Annotated in this window: 24 protein-coding genes; 15 read left to right on the top strand and 9 right to left on the bottom strand. The window is 37.3% G+C overall.

Annotated elements, in window-relative coordinates; translation table 11 throughout:
- Positions 1-45: 45 nt before the first annotated feature.
- Entirely contained in the window at positions 46-519 is a 474-nt protein-coding gene (locus tag M1D84_RS12970; RefSeq protein ID WP_458106274.1) for a hypothetical protein, read from the top strand.
- Between the two features lie 159 nt (positions 520-678).
- On the opposite strand, the gene M1D84_RS12965 is transcribed toward M1D84_RS12970, so the two are convergent.
- Together M1D84_RS12965 and M1D84_RS12960 are read right to left on the bottom strand one after the other, a co-directional pair.
- On the bottom strand, positions 679-1,620 hold the full coding sequence (locus M1D84_RS12965; RefSeq protein WP_458106273.1) for an acetyl-CoA carboxylase carboxyltransferase subunit alpha: 942 nt from the start codon (positions 1,618-1,620) through the stop codon (positions 679-681).
- A gap of 32 nt (positions 1,621-1,652) precedes the next feature.
- Positions 1,653-2,099, bottom strand: coding sequence for a MarR family winged helix-turn-helix transcriptional regulator (locus M1D84_RS12960; RefSeq protein WP_073204781.1), 447 nt, complete (start codon positions 2,097-2,099; stop codon positions 1,653-1,655).
- A 274-nt stretch (positions 2,100-2,373) separates the two neighbouring features.
- Between M1D84_RS12960 and M1D84_RS12955 the strand changes: the two genes are divergently transcribed.
- Entirely contained in the window at positions 2,374-2,541 is a 168-nt protein-coding gene (locus M1D84_RS12955) for a hypothetical protein (protein ID WP_181950595.1), read from the top strand.
- Positions 2,542-2,547: 6 nt separating this feature from the next.
- Positions 2,548-3,519, top strand: a complete 972-nt coding sequence (gene hag, locus M1D84_RS12950) for a flagellin Hag (protein ID WP_458106272.1) — start codon at positions 2,548-2,550, stop codon at positions 3,517-3,519.
- Between the two features lie 252 nt (positions 3,520-3,771).
- On the opposite strand, the gene M1D84_RS12945 is transcribed toward hag, so the two are convergent.
- From M1D84_RS12945 to M1D84_RS12935, 3 genes are all read right to left on the bottom strand, one after another.
- Entirely contained in the window at positions 3,772-3,960 is a 189-nt protein-coding gene (locus M1D84_RS12945; RefSeq protein ID WP_059377832.1) for a hypothetical protein, read from the bottom strand.
- Between the two features lie 50 nt (positions 3,961-4,010).
- A complete protein-coding gene (locus M1D84_RS12940) occupies positions 4,011-4,517 on the bottom strand; it encodes a hypothetical protein (RefSeq protein ID WP_216100266.1) in 507 nt (168 codons plus the stop codon).
- 465 nt (positions 4,518-4,982) lie between these two features.
- The gene (locus M1D84_RS12935; protein ID WP_448815911.1) at positions 4,983-5,402 is read right to left on the bottom strand and encodes a stress protein; all 420 of its coding nucleotides are present in this window, start codon (positions 5,400-5,402) and stop codon (positions 4,983-4,985) included.
- Between the two features lie 167 nt (positions 5,403-5,569).
- Here M1D84_RS12935 and M1D84_RS12930 point away from each other — a divergent pair, with 167 nt between their 5' ends.
- The 5 genes from M1D84_RS12930 to M1D84_RS12910 all read left to right on the top strand — a co-directional run bounded on the left by M1D84_RS12930 (position 5,570) and on the right by M1D84_RS12910 (position 9,604).
- A complete protein-coding gene (locus tag M1D84_RS12930; protein WP_458106271.1) occupies positions 5,570-6,220 on the top strand; it encodes a sialate O-acetylesterase in 651 nt (216 codons plus the stop codon).
- A gap of 290 nt (positions 6,221-6,510) precedes the next feature.
- Complete coding sequence (gene catA, locus M1D84_RS12925) at positions 6,511-7,173, top strand: type A chloramphenicol O-acetyltransferase (protein ID WP_458106270.1); 663 nt, start codon at positions 6,511-6,513, stop codon at positions 7,171-7,173.
- 206 nt (positions 7,174-7,379) lie between these two features.
- Positions 7,380-8,498 (top strand): response regulator aspartate phosphatase, encoded by a 1,119-nt coding sequence (locus tag M1D84_RS12920; protein WP_458106269.1) that lies wholly within the window; start codon positions 7,380-7,382, stop codon positions 8,496-8,498.
- On the top strand, positions 8,488-8,664 hold the full coding sequence (locus tag M1D84_RS12915) for a hypothetical protein (protein ID WP_034621741.1): 177 nt from the start codon (positions 8,488-8,490) through the stop codon (positions 8,662-8,664). The genes M1D84_RS12920 and M1D84_RS12915 overlap by 11 nt, the downstream gene beginning before the upstream one ends.
- Positions 8,665-8,773: 109 nt before the next feature.
- Positions 8,774-9,604: an SMI1/KNR4 family protein gene (locus M1D84_RS12910; RefSeq protein WP_458106268.1), complete on the top strand. Its 831-nt coding sequence runs from the start codon at positions 8,774-8,776 to the stop codon at positions 9,602-9,604.
- A 16-nt stretch (positions 9,605-9,620) separates the two neighbouring features.
- Here the strand turns inward: M1D84_RS12910 and M1D84_RS12905 are convergent, their stop codons facing one another.
- The gene (locus tag M1D84_RS12905; RefSeq protein ID WP_411262776.1) at positions 9,621-9,893 is read right to left on the bottom strand and encodes a DUF2651 family protein; all 273 of its coding nucleotides are present in this window, start codon (positions 9,891-9,893) and stop codon (positions 9,621-9,623) included.
- A gap of 395 nt (positions 9,894-10,288) precedes the next feature.
- Between M1D84_RS12905 and M1D84_RS12900 the strand changes: the two genes are divergently transcribed.
- On the top strand, positions 10,289-10,813 hold the full coding sequence (locus M1D84_RS12900; protein ID WP_458106267.1) for a DinB family protein: 525 nt from the start codon (positions 10,289-10,291) through the stop codon (positions 10,811-10,813).
- A gap of 4 nt (positions 10,814-10,817) precedes the next feature.
- On the opposite strand, the gene M1D84_RS12895 is transcribed toward M1D84_RS12900, so the two are convergent.
- Together M1D84_RS12895 and M1D84_RS12890 are read right to left on the bottom strand one after the other, a co-directional pair.
- On the bottom strand, positions 10,818-11,381 hold the full coding sequence (locus M1D84_RS12895) for a GNAT family N-acetyltransferase (RefSeq protein WP_458106266.1): 564 nt from the start codon (positions 11,379-11,381) through the stop codon (positions 10,818-10,820).
- A 16-nt stretch (positions 11,382-11,397) separates the two neighbouring features.
- Entirely contained in the window at positions 11,398-12,288 is an 891-nt protein-coding gene (locus M1D84_RS12890; RefSeq protein ID WP_458106265.1) for a LysR family transcriptional regulator, read from the bottom strand.
- Positions 12,289-12,417: 129 nt separating this feature from the next.
- On the opposite strand from M1D84_RS12890, the gene M1D84_RS12885 reads away from it, so the two are divergent.
- The 4 genes from M1D84_RS12885 (at position 12,418) to M1D84_RS12870 (ending at position 15,426) form a co-directional block, all read left to right on the top strand.
- Positions 12,418-13,575, top strand: coding sequence for an MFS transporter (locus M1D84_RS12885; protein ID WP_458106264.1), 1,158 nt, complete (start codon positions 12,418-12,420; stop codon positions 13,573-13,575).
- A 41-nt stretch (positions 13,576-13,616) separates the two neighbouring features.
- Positions 13,617-14,036 carry an N-acetyltransferase family protein gene (locus M1D84_RS12880; RefSeq protein WP_458106263.1) on the top strand — a complete coding sequence of 140 codons (420 nt, stop codon included), beginning with the start codon at positions 13,617-13,619 and terminating at the stop codon, positions 14,034-14,036.
- Positions 14,037-14,165: 129 nt separating this feature from the next.
- Entirely contained in the window at positions 14,166-15,299 is a 1,134-nt protein-coding gene (locus tag M1D84_RS12875) for a Rap family tetratricopeptide repeat protein (RefSeq protein WP_172881747.1), read from the top strand.
- Positions 15,289-15,426: an aspartate phosphatase gene (locus M1D84_RS12870; RefSeq protein WP_095408252.1), complete on the top strand. Its 138-nt coding sequence runs from the start codon at positions 15,289-15,291 to the stop codon at positions 15,424-15,426. The genes M1D84_RS12875 and M1D84_RS12870 overlap by 11 nt, the downstream gene beginning before the upstream one ends.
- A gap of 37 nt (positions 15,427-15,463) precedes the next feature.
- On the opposite strand, the gene M1D84_RS12865 is transcribed toward M1D84_RS12870, so the two are convergent.
- A complete protein-coding gene (locus M1D84_RS12865) occupies positions 15,464-15,811 on the bottom strand; it encodes a YunG family protein (RefSeq protein ID WP_458106469.1) in 348 nt (115 codons plus the stop codon).
- A 144-nt stretch (positions 15,812-15,955) separates the two neighbouring features.
- On the opposite strand from M1D84_RS12865, the gene M1D84_RS12860 reads away from it, so the two are divergent.
- Positions 15,956-16,567 carry a hypothetical protein gene (locus M1D84_RS12860; RefSeq protein WP_122631211.1) on the top strand — a complete coding sequence of 204 codons (612 nt, stop codon included), beginning with the start codon at positions 15,956-15,958 and terminating at the stop codon, positions 16,565-16,567.
- Positions 16,568-16,739: 172 nt separating this feature from the next.
- Positions 16,740-17,921: an alanine racemase gene (alr, locus tag M1D84_RS12855; protein ID WP_458106262.1), complete on the top strand. Its 1,182-nt coding sequence runs from the start codon at positions 16,740-16,742 to the stop codon at positions 17,919-17,921.
- Positions 17,922-17,964: the final 43 nt, after the last annotated feature.

The raw sequence follows: 17,964 nt of genomic DNA, 5'->3' as shown, positions 1-17,964 counted from the left end.
AACAATCAAAAAACTATAACTGAGGTAGCCCAATCGTAATCATCGTTGAAACCCTTGCGTAACAAGGGTTATTTTTTAGAAGCCTCAACCGTTTCTGGTATTTTAGATAAAATGAAAAAAGCTGACTTAATTGAACGCACAATAGATCGAAACAATCGAAGAAATATTTTAGTAGAGGCTACTCAAAAATCTTTAGTCATTAGAGATCAAGTTGAAGCAGCAACAATTGAGCTGAACAAGACAGCGCTTCAAAACTTGTCAAATGATGATAAGGTTGTACTAAAGAAAGCATTAAGTACCATTATAAATAATTTTCAATGGTGTACTTTTATAAACAAGTTTCATATTAAATCCATAAATGTTGTAATTGAAGAATCATTAATGTCGTTTAAACGTGCCGGATGCGATGGCATCTTGACTTATTTTTGCTTTAGATATGGCTCGGCGACTGAGAGATGGAGAATCTCAAAACATATGGGCAAAATGAAAACAGACCATGCATGGTCTGTTTTTTTATGAAGACGATTTGAGGAAATTCAGAAAAAGTATTGATGGAAGAAAATCCTTTTTCATACTGATTTCACACCTTTTAATAGTATCAGCATATTCACTTTAAGAGGTTACTTACAAATTATTTAGAATTTTTTTGTAAAAATTCTCCTAAATGTAATATGAACTTTACATATTTTCTATTTGTCTATACTTTTCATATCGCTGTTGTAAAAGCTCTTCCGAGGATAATGGTATCAATTTTTTTAGAGATGATTCGATTACAGACTCAATCATTTTTGCCTGTGATTTTATATCATTTTGTGCTCCACCTTTTATTTCAGGGATGATTTCATCAATCATTCCTAACTGTTTTAAATCTTTTGCCGAAATTTTCATATGTTCAGCAGCTTCTGGAGCATACTTAGCGTCCTTCCATAGGATAGATGCTGCTCCTTCTGGCGAAATGACCGAGTACCATGAATACTCTAACATATGGATATGGTTACCGACACTAATGCCAAGAGCTCCACCACTTGATGCCTCTCCAATTACAATACAAACAATTGGCACTTTAAGCGTAGCCATTTCAAATAGATTTCGAGCTATCGCTTCAGAAATTCCACGTTCTTCAGACCCTTTCCCTGGATAGGCGCCTATTGTATCAATAAATGTAATAATAGGGCGATTAAATTTATCAGCTTGTTTCATCAGTCTTAGCGCTTTTCTATATCCTTCTGGATGAGCCATTCCAAAATTTCTCTCTATATTTTCCTTTGTACTTCTACCTCTTTGATGACCAATAACCGTAACGGGCATTCCTTTAAATTTTGCAATACCACCTATCATTGCTTTATCATCACCATATAATCGATCACCATGAAGTTCGAAAAAGTTTGTAAACAATAAAGGTATATAATCCAATGTCGTGGGCCGGTTACGTAGCCTTGCAATTTGAACTCGTTGAAAAGGTGTAAGATTAGAATAAATTTCATCTTGCATTTTATTTAAACGTTTTTCTAATAAATGAATTTCTGACGATAAATCTACATTATTTTCTTTCATCATTTTCTTTAATTCATCAAATTTCTCTTTTAGTTCAATAATAGGACGTTCAAAATCCAAACTCATTTTATCCTCCAAAGGTTATGATTTACCTCACTCTAATCAAAAGACTTAGAAATAGAATTAATAAATAATTCAAAACCATCCACAACTATTTTTTGTTCTGATTCTGATAAATTATTGAGGATGCGTTGATAAAATGTAAGGGATTGTTCTCTTAAACGATTAACAGTAATGTGACCTTTTTCTGTGAGGTGCAGAAAAAGTTCTCTTCTATTTTTTTCATTTACTTCACGATAAACAAGCCCCTTTTTTACTAACTTATCTACCAATCTACTTACAGTTGAAGTCTCTAATCTAAGTTTATTGGATAGTTGCCAAACAGTTAATCTTTCCACCTCTAGTTCCTCTAACGCCATCATTTGAGAAGTTGGTAGAGGTTTTTCAAATGGTCCATTCGGCAAATTTTGAGATTCGAAAACCCCAGTTAATATAATCATTTTCTTAATATCTGTTCTTAGTTTTAAGGCATCTTCTCTTTTCAAAAAGGTCACCCTCCTACAATTCATGCATCATACATCAATTGTATTATACATGAATATGTTTTTTTCACAAGCTTAACATAAGCCAATGTGACAACATAGACGAGATATTACTTCTTGTTAAATGTGTCTAATTTGTGAAATTAACAATTTCCACAAACTAAAATATATGGAAGTTCAGTCTATAGTAGGTAACATAATATTCATTGTTATGGCGGGTATCTAGTCTCGTAAAAGTGACAAGACTAATCATTTTGAATGAATAGAAGGAGGTTTCATGATTATTGCCATAACTGATGTTACATACGGTAGTAAAGTAAGAGAGCCAAAAGGTGCTCTGCGTTACTACTATACACATGCCTTAGAAATCGAAAATTCTAAGGAAGAGCTTCTCATCCAAATGGACTTTACAGATAAGCTCTCTAAAAAAATTACACGGAGGTAATAGGAAATGAGAATTAACCACAATATCGCAGCACTTAACACATTAAACCGTTTGTCTGCAAACAACGGTGCGAGCCAAAAGAACATGGAGAAACTTTCTTCTGGTCTTAAAATCAACCGTGCAGGAGATGACGCAGCAGGTCTAGCGATCTCTGAAAAAATGCGTGGACAAATCCGCGGTTTAGAAATGGCTTCTAAAAACGCACAGGACGGTATCTCTCTTATCCAAACAGCTGAAGGCGCATTGACTGAAACTCACTCAATCCTTCAACGTGTTCGTGAACTAGTTGTACAAGCTGGAAATACTGGTACACAGCAAGGTGAAGACTTAGCTGCAATTAAAGATGAGATCACAGCGCTTGTTGAAGAGGTCGATGGTATTTCTAATCGTACTGAGTTTAACGGAAAAAAATTATTAAATGGTACGTTTAATGGAGTAGGTACACCTGGCACACCAGCAATTCCGCCGACAGATCCAGATGATCCAAGTACAGGTACACCTGCAGTCCCAGCAACTCCTGGTGATGCTTTAGTATTCCAAATTGGTGCAAATGCTACACAACAAATTAAAGTCAGCATTCAAGATATGAGCGCTGCTGCTTTAGGCGTTACAGACGCAGATGGTGCAGTTGAGACAGGTAAATCTGTTAAAGACATCGATGTTTCTAAATTTGAAACAATCGCAGCTGATGACGATGGTGGATTTGATGATCAGTTAGCAATCGTTGATGGAGCTATTAAACAAGTTTCTGCACAACGTGCTAAACTTGGTGCAGTTCAAAACCGTCTAGAGCATACAATCAACAACCTTGGTGCTTCTGGTGAAAACTTAACGGCTGCTGAATCTCGTATCCGTGACGTTGACATGGCAAAAGAAATGAGTGAGTTCACTAAGAACAATATTCTTTCTCAAGCTTCTCAAGCTATGCTTGCACAAGCAAATCAACAGCCACAAAACGTACTTCAATTATTACGTTAATAAACCAAAAGCCCCTATATAAAGGGGCTTTTTTGTTTGTCTTTATTCGCTTCGATGTCTTATTTTATAGATCGTTCTAAAAATCGTTCTAAAAATCGTTCTAAAAGACGCTTCAACGCCAATGAATACGACAAATAATAATACTATCCAACTAACCAAATATTCGAGAGTGGCTTTTGTATTTCTCAGTGTTGGTCATAATCCTGTTTTTAACAAACAGGGAGCTACATAAAGCAGCTCCCTGACAAGTAATCAATCTTTCTTTTTTTTGTAGTCTTTTATTAAGCTTGAAACAGTTAAACCCATTACACCAAAAGCTACTACATAAAATAAAATATTTGTTACAGGTGTATCAATTTTTCCTAAAATCAACACAATTGCGATAATAGCGGCGGGTAAAGTAATTAACAAACCTTTGGATGCCTTATTTTCCTGTGTCACTAGCCGAGCACCTCCTTGTTGTTTTCCATTTAGGTGTGTTTTAGTTCATTTTAAAAAACGAACAACATGATGGTTTTAGCAACCCACCATGCTGCATTTTCACTTCCAGTCACTTTAAGAGCGCCTAAGTAAATACCATGTTCAAGAGCGCCTGTATAGTGTTCGAGAGTGATTAGAATGGTTTCTAACCCTGTTACACCGCCTATCATTACTTTCAGTTTAGTTGGTAATTGGTCATAAGCTCCTTTTATTGCTTTTATAGCCGAAGTGAATTTACCGTGTAAAGTAGCTTCTCCATATGTTTTTGATTGAGCTTCTTTTATTACTTTTTTGAACTTTACTGTTTCTTCTTCATTGAGATTCCAATACTGTGCAATCTCATCTATTGTAGGCTCTTTTGATTGTTCAAAAGAAAATTTTACAGATGAATAAGAAAAGGGCTGTTCTTTTTCGAGAGCTTTAGTAGCATTTGCTTCTGCAAAAGGTGTGAATATAAAAACAGAAATTCCTGCAACTGTTGATAAGATTAAACCTTTAGAAGAACTTAGTTTTTCCATAATAAACTCCTACTTTTGAATATATTTTAGACATTAGGCTTTCAAGGAATGTAAGGCTTATTTAGTAATGCAATATTTTGTTTTAGCTGTTAGAAATATTCCTCCTACTCTAATGAATGTTATCATTTGTAAATAAAAGAAGTAAATAGGTTATTTGTTATAAGGTTTGAACGGTACAATATGCATGCATATTGATGAAAAACATGATTAACAAAGAATTTAAACAACAAAGATTAAGAATAAAGAGGTAACATTTTTAGTTCTTAAAAAACGAAGGAATACCGGAGGATAAAAAGCTTATGTAGTAACGGTAGAAGTGAATTAGAAGGTGTCACTGGTAATGACAGAATTCTATACCTCTACCTTGACAGGGTAGAGGTGACGGTTCGATCCAGCTCAAAGAGACCATTGTAAAGAACCCTTCTCTGTTAAAGATTAAAGAAGCAATAAGTAAAAAATATGAAACTATTTTATTTCCTCATCCATCACTTTCTTATATTTTTCAAATTCAGAATCCTTCATTTCTCCGTTCATTTGAAGCAGGAAGTTCCCTTTTGAATATGTGTGAGAGAAGAACATAGATCCAGCATTGCCCAACTCATCATAGTAAGATTTGGCCTGGTTAAGGTCAGTTTCATTTCCAAATTTAAAAATCCTTCCACCAGCATTTTCACCTAAAGAAGGAATGAGAATCCTTTTTCCTTCTTCTCTTATATTTCCAAACTCTTTTTGTTCAAGATCAGTTGGTTTTTCTGCTTCAAGTCCAGCACTTTTGAACGCTTCAATCACGTTGTCTGTTGTGAGCTGTTTTTTAGTAGATGCTGCACTGCTACAAGCTGTTAACAATAATAAACATGTAAAAAATAATGCAAAATATTTCTTCATAAGTAGATCCTCCTGATTGATAGATGCATAAGGATCTTACACTAAGTAATTCCTTTTTACTATCCTTTCGACAAAAGTAGACAAATATGAAAAACAAAGTAAGGCTAAAATGATAACGTTCAGGTGAATACACATTTGATAAAATAATTAGCGAAGGGGAGAAAAATATGAAGTCATTTTTACTAATTGGACAATCAAATATGGCGGGGCGAGGCTTCAAACATGAAGTGCCGCCAATTTATAATGAAAGAATCATGATGCTGCGAAATGGTAGGTGGCAAATGATGACTGAACCGATTCACTTTGATAGACCGGTAGCTGGTGTAGGATTGGCGGCTTCCTTCGCGGAGTCTTGGTGTAAGGATCATGAAGGAGAGAAGATTGGCCTTATTCCTTGTGCAGAGGGGGGCAGTTCCATTGATGAGTGGTCACGAGATGGAGCATTATTTCGTCATGCAATAAGTGAAGCTAAATTTGCAAAGGAAAATAGCGAATTGGCAGGGATATTATGGCATCAAGGAGAAAGTGACAGCCAAGATGGGAAATACAAAGAATACTATGAAAAAATAATAAGATTATTTCATGAACTAAGAACTGAATTATCTGTACCTAACATTCCGCTTGTAATAGGAGGCTTGGGCGATTTCTTGGGAAAAACAGCATTTGGCGCAGGGTGTGTGGAATATGAACTGATGAATGAAGAACTAAAAAATATGCACATCATCATGAAAATTGTTATTATGTTACTGCCAAAGGCCTTGCACCTAACCCAGCCGGAATTCACATCGATGCGATGTCTCAGAGAATATTTGGTATAAGATATTATGAAGCATTTCGAAAAAAAGAACATATACATGAACCATTACCAAATGAATATGAGTTAGTGAATGAATGTCATAATAGAATGCATACCTCAGCGGAGAAAACATATATAGCACTAGAAAAATTCACGTTGGGCAAGATGACTTACGAAGAGTTGCTGAAGGTTTTATCGTAGGCTAAGTGATAGACTGAAATATAATATATCTCTTGAAAGGATGATTGTGGTGGTGAAAGCAGATAAAGTTTCCTCCTGAATACAGTAAATCACATTCAGGAGGAGATAAAAATGTTTAAACAAATAGACGAAAATTATCCGAGAAAAGAGCACTTTCATCATTATATGAAGGTAACCCGATGCTCATATAGCTTGGTGATCGATCTAGACATCACGAAACTGCATTCAATATTAAAAGAAAAAAAGTTAAAAGTATATCCTGTGCAAATTTATTTGTTAGCAAGAGCTGTGCAAAAAATACCGGAGTTTCGGATGGATCTAGTAAACGATGAACTTGGTCATTGGGAACTTCTCCATCCTAGTTATACGATTCTAAATAAAGAAACAAAGACATTTTCAAGTATTTGGACGCCTTATGACGAAAACTTTGCTCAGTTTTATAAAAGCTGTGTGGCCGACATTGAAACATTTAGCAAAAGCAGCAACCTATTTCCGAAACCTCATATGCCAGAGAACATGTTCAGTATTTCAAGTCTACCTTGGATTGATTTTACTTCTTTTAACCTTAATGTATCTACAAAAGAGATTTATTTACTGCCAATATTTACGATAGGCAAATTTAAAGTGGAAGAAGGGAAAATCATTTTGCCCGTTGCGATTCAAGTACATCATGCTGTTTGTGATGGCTATCACGTCGGTCAATATGTGGAATATTTGAGGTGGCTTATTGAACATTGTGACGAGTGGTTAAATGATTCAATGCCAATTACCTGAAGACAAAAGGTATGCTCATGGAAATCTAGAAGATGAAGGCAGACTGAAATGAGTCTGCCTTTTTGTTTTATGATGAGAATGAAAATGTTCCAAAGGTTTACTGAGGCTATATTTGTTCTTTTTGCGGTTTCTTTTCGGTGCTTTGTAAATTCTTGTATGTGATAATAAATGTCATATAAGGGAGTTCAGTGGAAGGGGAATAAGGGATGGAGAAAGTTCTTTCTTCACATGTAGGTGTGAAAATAAATGAATGGTATAAAATGATTCGGCAATTCAGTGTACCAGATGCAGAGATTTTGAAAGCTGAGGTCGAACGAGAAATTGAGCGAATGGAAGAGGATCAAGACCTACTCATTTATTATCAATTAATGTGTTTTCGACACCAGCTTATGCTCGATTATATTAAACCTTCAGAAAAACGATCGCCTTCTGTTTCTGATTTGGTTGATAAAATTGAAAACTCAAATCATCAACTTTCTGGCATGCTGCAATACTATAATGCTTTTTTTAGAGGAATGTATGAGTTTAGTAAGAAAGAATACATACAGGCTATCCAATATTATAAGATCGCTGAAAGGCAGCTCGCATTGGTTGTCGATGATATTGAGCAAGCGGAGTTTCACTTCAAGGTGGCTGAAGCCTACTATATTATGAAACAAACTCATGTTTCTATGCATCATATTATAAAGGCCTTAGACATCTATAAGCAGCATGAACAATATAACGTTCGCCAAATACAAAGCTTGATTGTTATTGCAGGAAATTATGATGATTTCAAGCGATATGACAAGTCATTAGAGCATCTAAATACAGCTTTTTCTATAGCAGAAGAGCTCGCCGATAATATGTTAATTGCTAAAATTCTATTGAACATAGCAAATACATATGATCGACAACAAAAGTACACTGAAGCAATCATACGCTACAGAGAAGTTTTAGACATTATTACACCACGAAGTATTGATATAAAACCAATCACCCTATTTAGTTTAAGTTGGTCGTTGTATAAGTCTAGTCAACATGATGAAGCCGCTCCACTCGTAGAAGATGGTCTTAAGTGTTCCTTAGAGAGAAATGATTCGTTGTGTTTGATGTTATTTAAAGCTTTAAAAGCGATTTATATAAATGCTAATGAGAAAGCCATTCAAGAAGTGCTAGATTATTTTGAGGAAAAGCAACTATATGTCTATGTCGAGGCATTTGCTCAAAGTATAGGATTATCTTCTGAAAAAAAAGGGGACTTTGAAAAAGCTGCCGAATATTACAGAAAGGCTCTTAAAGCTCAAAATGATATTCAAAAAGGAGAGTGTCTGTATGATTATTAAAAAATTACTAGTCATTGTATCCATTGTATTGTTAAGTGTTTCAACAGCAGAAACTTTGAAAATCATTGGAACAAAATCAATTCGAAATACAACAATGGAGGAACAACAAAAATCAAATCGAAATACGACTATAATTGATCGAAATACAACCTCTGAAAACGTATAGACAAGATTAAAACAGACTTTAATAGTCTGTTTTTTTATAGAGTAGAATGAGCAAATGAATAGTTGGTCAATGTTATACTTATCTCAATAGATATAGGGAGGCATCCACTTTGGAACCTTTTTGGGAGAAAGAAGAAGCGAGTCCTTTCACGTTAGAAAAGATAGATGAGGAAAAAATTCGTGAAGCAGAGGGAAGACTTGGTGTCGCTTTACCTGATACATATAAAAAGCTCATCTTAGAATGGAATGGTGGCTTTACAGTTCGTAATGCGTTTCCAACGGAACAACCGAATTCATGGGCTGAGGATCATGTTCAATTTGACCATCTAAGAGGAATCGCCAAAGATGATGGCATCATGAATAGTTCCCAGTTAAGTGATGAATTGGAGCTGCCGGAGGGACTTGTGATCATCAGCGGAGAGGAAGATACATGGATCGCAATGGATTATCGAAAAACGAAGGAACACCCGCCTATTCACTATTTTGATTTAGAAATGGGAGTCGATTTTAAGCTGGCGGATACTTTCGATGATTTTATTGAGCAGTTATATACAGCTGAAGATGTGATGGTCGAGGTAGTAGAGATTGATGAGGAATCCTCGGATTTGTATATCAGTAAAGAAGAGTTTGAACAAATTTTTGAAAGACAAGACCTTCGTCAGCAGAATCTTTTTAAAATGGCACATTATCCGATGGAAGAAATTGAAGAGATTGAATGGTTTTTCGATCGTATGAAACAATGCATCAAACAGATAAAAGATCAAAATGTCTTGTACGAAGCAGCCACGACTGTTCACTCCATTCTTTTGTTAAATCCTGATATGCCAAGGAATGACCGTATCAATCAAGAGCTGAAAGAAATAGCGGAGTTTCTAGAAAATAGTGGAGAATCTCTTACCACTCTTTTAGGCGAAGACATTCATCCAGTGAAAAAACCATAGTAAAATCAAAAAGCCCTTAAAAGGGCTTTTTGATTTTAGTTTGGGATTTCTTTTTATGTAAAGTGTTGATGATTAATAATGCAATAAAAGAAGTAATGAATGAGAATAAAGTGTAAACAATGGCCCAGCCTAAAAAGGAGGTATTAAAAAGTGTAAATGTCAGGATGAATAATATCATAAAGCTCAAAACTGGCATGAAATAAATCTTTTGTATAAATAATGTGACGATAAATGAAACGACGATAATACTTATTGGAAGCAAGCCGAATGCGAATTCTAAATGAGTCATATCAATTCTCCCTTTAGATTACTTAAATCATTCTATATCTCTAAAAAAACTCATGCTGACTTCTCCCATATGTGGGGATTTTGAGTTTAATTGCGAGAAATAAATTAATGATTTATATCATAACATTATTGATGACATTTATGTATTAATAAACTTATTATCTAATGATCTTGAACTCTCCTTACCTAGCTACAGTGATCATCGTACTTGTATTCAGTCTGTAAGTATGCAATTAGCCATCTTACGGAAAGTATTGAGAGCATTATAGAAAAGGTCTTTTTTTATATAGTAGGTTGATTAAAAGCGGCTTTGAATTTTTTTATCTGTCTTGAGGTATAAGTTACAATCTATCCAAAATCCATTAGAATAAAGAAAATGGATAAAGGAGCAACCACATGAATTTCAATTTAAATGAAGCTTTGGATATGTTGAGTCGCACTCCTCACACGTTAGAAAGTCTTTTGTCGGGTTTATCGAAGGATTGGCTTCACAGCCGTGAAGGGAAGGGGACGTGGAATCCAGTTGAAGTCATTGAACATTTGATTGAAGCAGAGAAATTCAATTGGATTCCTCGATTAAATGTGATTCTTGCTGATGGAGAGAATACACCATTTCCTGCGTTTGACCGCTACTCCCATTTGAACCATTCTGAAAGAGAGATAGAACAAGTACTATCTGAGTTTCATCATGTGCGGATGGGGAATGTGGCATACATTCAGCGTATGACACATTCAGGCCTTGATTTAGAGAAAAAGGGCGTTCATCCGGAGTTTGGGGTCGTGCAAGTGAGCGAATTACTTTCTGCGTGGGTTGTCCATGACTTCACACATATGTCCCAGATTGTTCGGGTCATGGCGGAACGATATCGAACCGATGTGGGTCCATGGAGCGCTTATTTAGGAATTTTAAATAGGAAATAAATGTTTAATGACGCTTAGCGGCCCACTCAGATTGAAGCATGGCATATTGATATTCATCGACCCAATGCCCCTTCGACATATAATTTTGCAGCAAATGTCCTTCGCGTCTCATGTCTAAACGTTCCAGCACTCGAATGGATTTTTCGTTGCGCACATCGGTAAAGGCAATGATTTTATGTTTGTTCAGTTTCATAAAAATATATTCGATGATTGAACTGAGAGCTTCGTGAATATAGCCCATTCCTTGGTATTCAGGCGCGAGGGTAAATCCTATTTCAACGATTCTAGGTTCGCTGTCAAGTGTATGAATGGCGCAATCTCCTATCAGCTGATTGGACTCAGATAAGGCAATAGCGTATTGAAACCACGTCCCCGGTTGATTAGGTTTTTGTGTCATTTGATGTTGAACAAATGATTCAGCATCTTCGTATGTGTAGTTTTCCCAGGATTGAAATTTTGCAATTGTGGGATTTGCTCGGTATTGATAAAATGCTTCAATATCCTGTCTATCGAATTGGCGAATAACAACTCGGTTTGTTCTTGTAAATATGCTGTTTGCATTCTTCATGTGTTAACCTCACTTTTTAATTTGTTCTTGATTTGAAAAAGTCTATCAGCCATTCAGATAGCTGCTGCTGTGCTTTGCTGACAAATCGATCTGCATAATAAATTAATTCCAAGTGCCGGACAGGTGCTGGCTCAGCAATAGGAATCGAAACAATATTGGGCCATGTCGAATGTTGTTTTAGTAACCCTCTTGGCTGAATGGTTGCACCGATCCCGGCTTCAACCAGCTGCAATAGCGAAAACGCGGACCCAACCTCCATGGCAGTGTTTAGTTCAACCCCCTGTTCTTTACATACGTCATCTACTAAATCCCTTCCTAGATATCCCTTTGGATACATGACCAACGCATGCTGAGCCAGCTCTTTTAATGTCACTTCACTTTTTTGGGCCAAATCACTTTCTGAATGAACAAATAATTCGTAAGGCTCACTTCCAAGTGGAATTTGAACGAGCCGCTTATCCGCAGGCCCTCGCAGCCCGATGCCGAGATCCACTTTATGCGAAAGGACTTCTTCACGCACGAAGATATTTGAATATGCCTTCAGATTGGTTTCGGGGTAAAGTGTTTTAAATTCTACAAAAAGTGGCACCAGCTGAAAATCAAGATCGGAGGGGAGTACTGCGAGACGAACGGTTCCTCGTTTTTCTGATAATAGTTCTTTCATCGCATTTTTTGCATCTCTTTCAGCTTGAAGCATTTTCATGCCATATTGATAAAGCAGCGAACCAGCTTCGGTGGCCACGACTTTTTTGCCGATTCGATCAAAGAGCGGCATCCCAACTTCTGCTTCAAGCAGTCGAATTTGCTGGCTAAGTGTAGGCTGTGATATGCCTAGCTGCTCAGCAGCCTTTGTAAAATGCAAATGATGATATACAGCCATAAAATAGGTAATATGCCGGGTATCCATTTGTCCTCCTTTCATAAACGATAGTCTTTTCCTATCATCATAATACGATTTATTGTATTGATCAATGAATGCAGCAGATTTATACTCAAAGTAACCTTAACAAGATGAGAGAGAGAAAGAAGGGTATTAATGAAAAAAATATATTATTTAGCCGCTTTATTTTTAGCGGCATTAAACTTACGTCCGATCATTACTTCCGTAGCTTCCATGATGAGCATGATCCAATCGGAGCTTGGCGTAAACGCACTGACAGCAAGTCTTTTGACCACTTTGCCTGTTCTTTGTATGGGAATATTTGCTCCTGTTGCGACGATACTCAGCCGGCGTTTTGGTTTAGAAAGAACGCTGTTTTTCTCAATTCTGCTTATCACGATTGCCACCGCACTGCGTGGTACAAGCCAATCGGTTGCTATCCTTCTCATGACTGCGTTTGCAGGAGGGGTAGGGATTAGCTTCGCGGGTCCTTTATTGTCTAGCTTTATTAAAAAATATTTCCCGAGAAATCCTGGTATCGTCAGTGTGTATTCAATTTCGATGACAATAGGTGCAGCGCTCGCTTCCGGCTTTACCATTCCAATTTATTTACGCAGTCAACATCACCTTACGTTTGCCTTGTCCTGCTGGGCTCTCCTAGGGGTGATTGCCCTTATTCTATGGATAGGTTTAGTTCGCAAAAATGAGCAGAGTGATCATGTAACCTTGCCGTTAAAATTGCCGCTGAGAAATAAAAAGGCCATTCAATTCACCTTGTTCTTTGGTTTTATGTCCAGTATGTTTTATTCTTTGACGGCATGGATTTCACCCATTGCTCTTAGCTTTGGAAACAGTCCGCAATTTGCTGCCATGCTATTGACCATATTTACACTCATTCAGATACCGGTGGCACTACTCGTTCCAGCGGTCGTTACTCGATTAGGAAAACCGAAATTATTTCTCATCTTATGCAGTCTGTCTGAACTCATTGGACTTATCTTTCTTCTTCTGCCAATGCCGATCTTGCCAGCCGTCATTTTCCTAGGTATGGGTGCAGGTGGATTATTTCCTTTAGCGCTTATGCTCCCGATTATGGAGACTAGTACTCCGGAGGAAGCTGGAACATGGTCCGCGATGTCGCAGATGGGCGGGTACATCGTGGGTGGATTCGGTCCGTTTTTCATTGGCTTGGTTTTCGATCTAAGCGGACATTTTTATGCTTCCATTGTGGCGATGCTTGTCATCGTCTCGTTAATGATTGGCGTTCAGTTATCAATGAAACTTGGTAGAAAAGCAGGAGAAGTGTCGAGTTAAATAATGCTGCTTCACATTTCAATAAAAACGGGGGAATTCTCTTGCTCATTCGAGAAGCAAAAACGATCGATTATCCACAATTAAGGCAAATTTATTTAGAATCACGGCGCCAGACCTTTCACTGGCTCAATCCAGAAGAACTCAATCTGCAAGATTTTGATCAAGATACGCAGGAAGAGCAAATTTTCTTAGCTGAGGAGAACAATAAAATCCTTGGATTCATTTCTCTATATGTACCAGATCGTTTTATTCATCTCTTGTTTGTACATCCTGAAGCTGCTGGTCAAGGGGCTGGCGATCTGCTGCTTAAACAAGCGATAAAAGTTTTGGGAACACCGGTCACCCTCAAATGCGTCTCTGAAAATCACAAAGCTTTATCTTTTTATCAAAAAAGAGGCTGGAAGGCTGTTGTAGAAGAAGGAGAACCTGGGGCGGAATACTGGGTGCTTATTTATGAATAGAAGTCTTTTTATCTTATCATTCACAGGGCCCTTTATAGGGCCTTTTTGCGGTTTCTTTTCGGTGTCGAATGGTTCATAAAATGATAATATATGTCATTATAGGGAAAATAGAGGAAGAGGTAAGGGCTGATGGAGAAATTGCTTTCTTCTCACGTCGGTTTGAAAATCAATGAATGGTATTATCATATTCAAAGATTTAACGTACCGGACGCCGAAGCATATAAAGAGGAAATCAAATCAATGCTTGATCATATGGAAGAAAATCAAGATTTATTATTGTATTTCTCACTCATGGAGTTCAGACATAAATTAATGCTTGATTACTTGAATCCTTTAGAAAATGGGAAAGAGCGGGCCAACTTCAAGGAGCTCGCAATGAAGATCAAAAGGGACCAAGAGAAATTAACAGGATTACTCGAGTATTACTTCAATTTTTTCTACGGCATGTATGAATTTGAAAACTATGAATACCTAAATGCGATTACCTTCTATAAACGGGCAGAAAAAAAGCTGTCTCTTGTCAGTGACGATATTGAACGGGCTGAGTTCAATTACAAGATGGCTGAAATCTATTACCACATGAAACAAACCCACATGTCCATGCATCATATCGCACAGGCGATACAATGTTATCGAGAAAAAGATACATACACTGTAAGAGAAATACAATGTTCTTTTGTGATCGGATTAAACTATATAGATATGGGCTGCCCCGAAAAAGCAATACCCCATTTTCAACACGCACTAGAAAAAGCCGCCGACAACTCAACAAAACGATTAAAAGGATCAGCACTCTATAATTTAGGGTTGAGTTATTTTCATAATAAAGAAATAGCACAAGCAATTATTCATTTTAATGACTCAATTCGAGCATTTAGAGAACAGGGATACGAACATTTAAATAGAATCTTAGACCCGCTCATTATGTTGTCAAAAGCCTACTTCAAAAAGAAAGAACAGGATTTAGGTATATATGCTTTAAATAACGGAATAGAACTATCTGAAAAGCTGAAAGATCATGTGCTGTTATTGATATTCAAATTTTTAAGGTCACTATACGTTGATAACAATTTTGAGCAGTTGGAAAAAATAATGGAATTGCTAGAAATAAAGTCAATGTATCCTGATCTTGAAGATTTAGCAAAAGATGCTGCAAAATATTATAATGAAATGGGAGATAAAGACAATGCGATGCATTTCTATGAAAAGATTCTTTATTTCCAAACTCAAGTGAAACGGGGGGACTGTCAGTATGAAATTTAAAACGTTATCAGTCGTATTCGTGATGATTAGTGTCATCAGTATTGTTGGTTATTTTACATCTGAAGTGACAGCAAGTCATGATGAAGCTAGGAGAGGTCATACTGCAAGTATCGGTTATACAGCTTAAATAAAAAGCCCCTTAAGGGCTTTTTATTAAGTTTATCTCATGCATTTAAATGATCTAGGATTGCTTGCTTTAAATATCGATATTGATCATCATTCGTATCTTCAAATGCTTCTTCTCGATTAGAAGGTACATCCATATAAACGATTTCATCAGAGAATTGTGAAGAAGTAAAGTCGATTCTTTTTCCATTCACTACGTTGTAAAAGTGCCATCCGTTGGGTAATGCGGTTTTGTTTATTTTTCCGCCTAAAAGATCATGGACGACTAAAGAAGTGACGCCACATTGTCCGTTTGCCGGGTTGTCTTTACTCCATTTTGAGCTAGATTGAGAAGACCATGCTTTAAAAAGAGCATCAATGATTTCGTCTGTCGTGTAGAGGTTCATCATAAAAATCCTTTCTATTTAAAAAGTGAAATGAATGTAGTATCTGTTTAGTCTATAGTAGATTTTTTTTTCAATCAAAATCCAGATGCTATACTATGGCTAAACCAATATAACAATGAAGATTCATGACAGGAGGAGCTCGGTGTGGTATTCATCATAGGTATTGTAATCGCTTATATTGTTGCTATTTTAGGCTTTACTGTTTTCGTAGATGTAGGGAATGGGTTGGGGACGGCTCTCAGCATCATCGGGGGAATGGTCATTTTATTCATAGCTGGTAGATTACAAAGACAAAAAGAAAAGAATGATCCAAACATATTATTAGATAAAATGATGATGCTTTTACAAGAAGACGGTTTTCAGGCATCAACATATATCTTTTCACAAAATGTTGATAAAGGCTTTGCGATTGATGATGAGCGAAAAGTAATGCGCTTTATTACACACCAACCTGGCGGCTCATCTCGAAAATTCAGGTTTGAAGTCACTGAGCTTTCCTTGAAAGAGTTGAAACAAGTTGACATGTTAGAAGATGGTGTACCGATTGAACAATCTACTGAGAGTGATAATAATGAAGAGATCTCGACACTTGAATTAAGATTAACTATGAATGATCAGGAATCATCAACGATCACGATCACCTTCCTGCAATTTGATGTGCCAGTTCATAAGAGCGACGCCGAATATTTGACTGAACGAGAAAATCTGGAGGAATTTTATCATGAAATTGATTCAATGATGAAATCTGCGGATTAATGAAATGCCTGTTCATAAAGAAGAAATCACCATTTGAGGTGGTTTCTTTTTTTATGTCAATCAAGACAAGGCTGGTTCAATCATTGCGGTTGAATGTTTTTCTCAAAAATGAATAAAGATAGACTAGATACGAAAACGAACATTGATATCGAAATGACTGGAGGAAACATACATGCAAAAGCTTTGCAGGGAAGTCTGGATCGAGGTCAATCTTGACGCGATTAAAAGAAATATCGAAGCCATTCAAGCGCATATTCCAAGGAAAAGCAAGATCATGGCTGTCGTGAAGGCGAATGCTTATGGACACGGTTCAGTGGAGGTTGCGCGGCAGGCACTAGAAAGCGGTGCGACAGAGCTTGCAGTTGCTAGCTTAGAAGAAGGCATTGTATTGCGGAGAGCAAAAATTGAAGCACCGATTCTGGTCCTTGGATTTACCCCTCTCGACTGTGTGAAAAGGGCTGCAGCTTGGAGAATTGACCTCTCCGGCCTTCGAGAAGGCTGGATTGTTCAAGCAAATGAGATCTTAGCGGAAGAAGAAAGTCAGCATCGCCTTGGGATTCATGTCAATGTTGACACAGGGATGGGACGATTAGGTGTACGGACAAAGGAAGAGCTGTTAGAGGTGGTGGAGGCGCTTGAAGAGAGTGAAAACCTGAGATGGGATGGAATATTTACGCATTTTTCCACTGCGGATGAGCCTGATCCTGATTTCACACTGCTGCAGCACAGCATTTTTATTGATTTTCTTCGTTTCTTAAAAAAACAAGGTATTACACTGCCGACAGTACATATGAACAATACAGCGGCTGCCATCGCATTTCCTGAATTTAGCGCAGATATGATTCGGCTCGGCATCGGATTATATGGACTGTACCCCTCGCAATACATTGAGAGTTTAGATGCTGTTAAGCTAGAGCCCGCTCTCAGTTTAAAAGCAAGAATTGCGTTCGTGAAAGAAATGGTGACAAAGCCAAGGACCGTCAGCTATGGTGCAACCTATGTAGCAAAGCCTGATGAAGTTATTGCGACCATACCGATCGGTTACGCAGATGGGTACTCACGTGCCTTATCCAATCGAGGATTTATGCTTTTCCGCGGAAAACGAATGCCGATTGCTGGCCGAGTCACAATGGATATGACCATGATCAGTTTAGGAGAAATGAAAGCAAAGCAAGGCGAGGAAGTTGTTATTTACGGCCGTCAAAAGGGCGGAGAAATTTCTGTCGATGAAATCGCCGAAATGCTCAATACGATCAACTACGAAGTCATCGCCACCTTAAGCCGCCGCGTCCCAAGATTTTACCGTCGCGGCGGGAAGATTATTAAAATATCGACACCGGTGATGTATGTGTGATCTCAATTTAAGCAGACTGCAAAATTCGATTAGCCCCCTTTAC

Source organism: Bacillus sp. PK5-006 (assembly GCF_054161415.1).
This window is presented reverse-complemented; position numbering and strand designations above follow the sequence as displayed.

Excerpts from the sequence above, each read along its gene's own strand:
- M1D84_RS12965 (WP_458106273.1), bottom strand. The coding sequence starts at position 1,620 with ATGAGTTTGGATTTTGAACGTCCTATTATTGAACTAAAAGAGAAATTT.
- M1D84_RS12955 (WP_181950595.1), top strand. The coding sequence starts at position 2,374 with ATGATTATTGCCATAACTGATGTTACATACGGTAGTAAAGTAAGAGAG.
- hag (WP_458106272.1), top strand. The coding sequence starts at position 2,548 with ATGAGAATTAACCACAATATCGCAGCACTTAACACATTAAACCGTTTG.
- M1D84_RS12940 (WP_216100266.1), bottom strand. The coding sequence starts at position 4,517 with ATGGAAAAACTAAGTTCTTCTAAAGGTTTAATCTTATCAACAGTTGCA.
- M1D84_RS12935 (WP_448815911.1), bottom strand. The coding sequence starts at position 5,402 with ATGAAGAAATATTTTGCATTATTTTTTACATGTTTATTATTGTTAACA.
- M1D84_RS12930 (WP_458106271.1), top strand. The coding sequence starts at position 5,570 with ATGAAGTCATTTTTACTAATTGGACAATCAAATATGGCGGGGCGAGGC.
- catA (WP_458106270.1), top strand. The coding sequence starts at position 6,511 with ATGTTTAAACAAATAGACGAAAATTATCCGAGAAAAGAGCACTTTCAT.
- M1D84_RS12920 (WP_458106269.1), top strand. The coding sequence starts at position 7,380 with ATGGAGAAAGTTCTTTCTTCACATGTAGGTGTGAAAATAAATGAATGG.
- M1D84_RS12915 (WP_034621741.1), top strand. The coding sequence starts at position 8,488 with ATGATTATTAAAAAATTACTAGTCATTGTATCCATTGTATTGTTAAGT.
- M1D84_RS12905 (WP_411262776.1), bottom strand. The coding sequence starts at position 9,893 with ATGACTCATTTAGAATTCGCATTCGGCTTGCTTCCAATAAGTATTATC.
- M1D84_RS12900 (WP_458106267.1), top strand. The coding sequence starts at position 10,289 with ATGAATTTCAATTTAAATGAAGCTTTGGATATGTTGAGTCGCACTCCT.
- M1D84_RS12895 (WP_458106266.1), bottom strand. The coding sequence starts at position 11,381 with ATGAAGAATGCAAACAGCATATTTACAAGAACAAACCGAGTTGTTATT.
- M1D84_RS12890 (WP_458106265.1), bottom strand. The coding sequence starts at position 12,288 with ATGGATACCCGGCATATTACCTATTTTATGGCTGTATATCATCATTTG.
- M1D84_RS12885 (WP_458106264.1), top strand. The coding sequence starts at position 12,418 with ATGAAAAAAATATATTATTTAGCCGCTTTATTTTTAGCGGCATTAAAC.
- M1D84_RS12875 (WP_172881747.1), top strand. The coding sequence starts at position 14,166 with ATGGAGAAATTGCTTTCTTCTCACGTCGGTTTGAAAATCAATGAATGG.
- M1D84_RS12870 (WP_095408252.1), top strand. The coding sequence starts at position 15,289 with ATGAAATTTAAAACGTTATCAGTCGTATTCGTGATGATTAGTGTCATC.
- M1D84_RS12865 (WP_458106469.1), bottom strand. The coding sequence starts at position 15,811 with ATGAACCTCTACACGACAGACGAAATCATTGATGCTCTTTTTAAAGCA.
- alr (WP_458106262.1), top strand. The coding sequence starts at position 16,740 with ATGCAAAAGCTTTGCAGGGAAGTCTGGATCGAGGTCAATCTTGACGCG.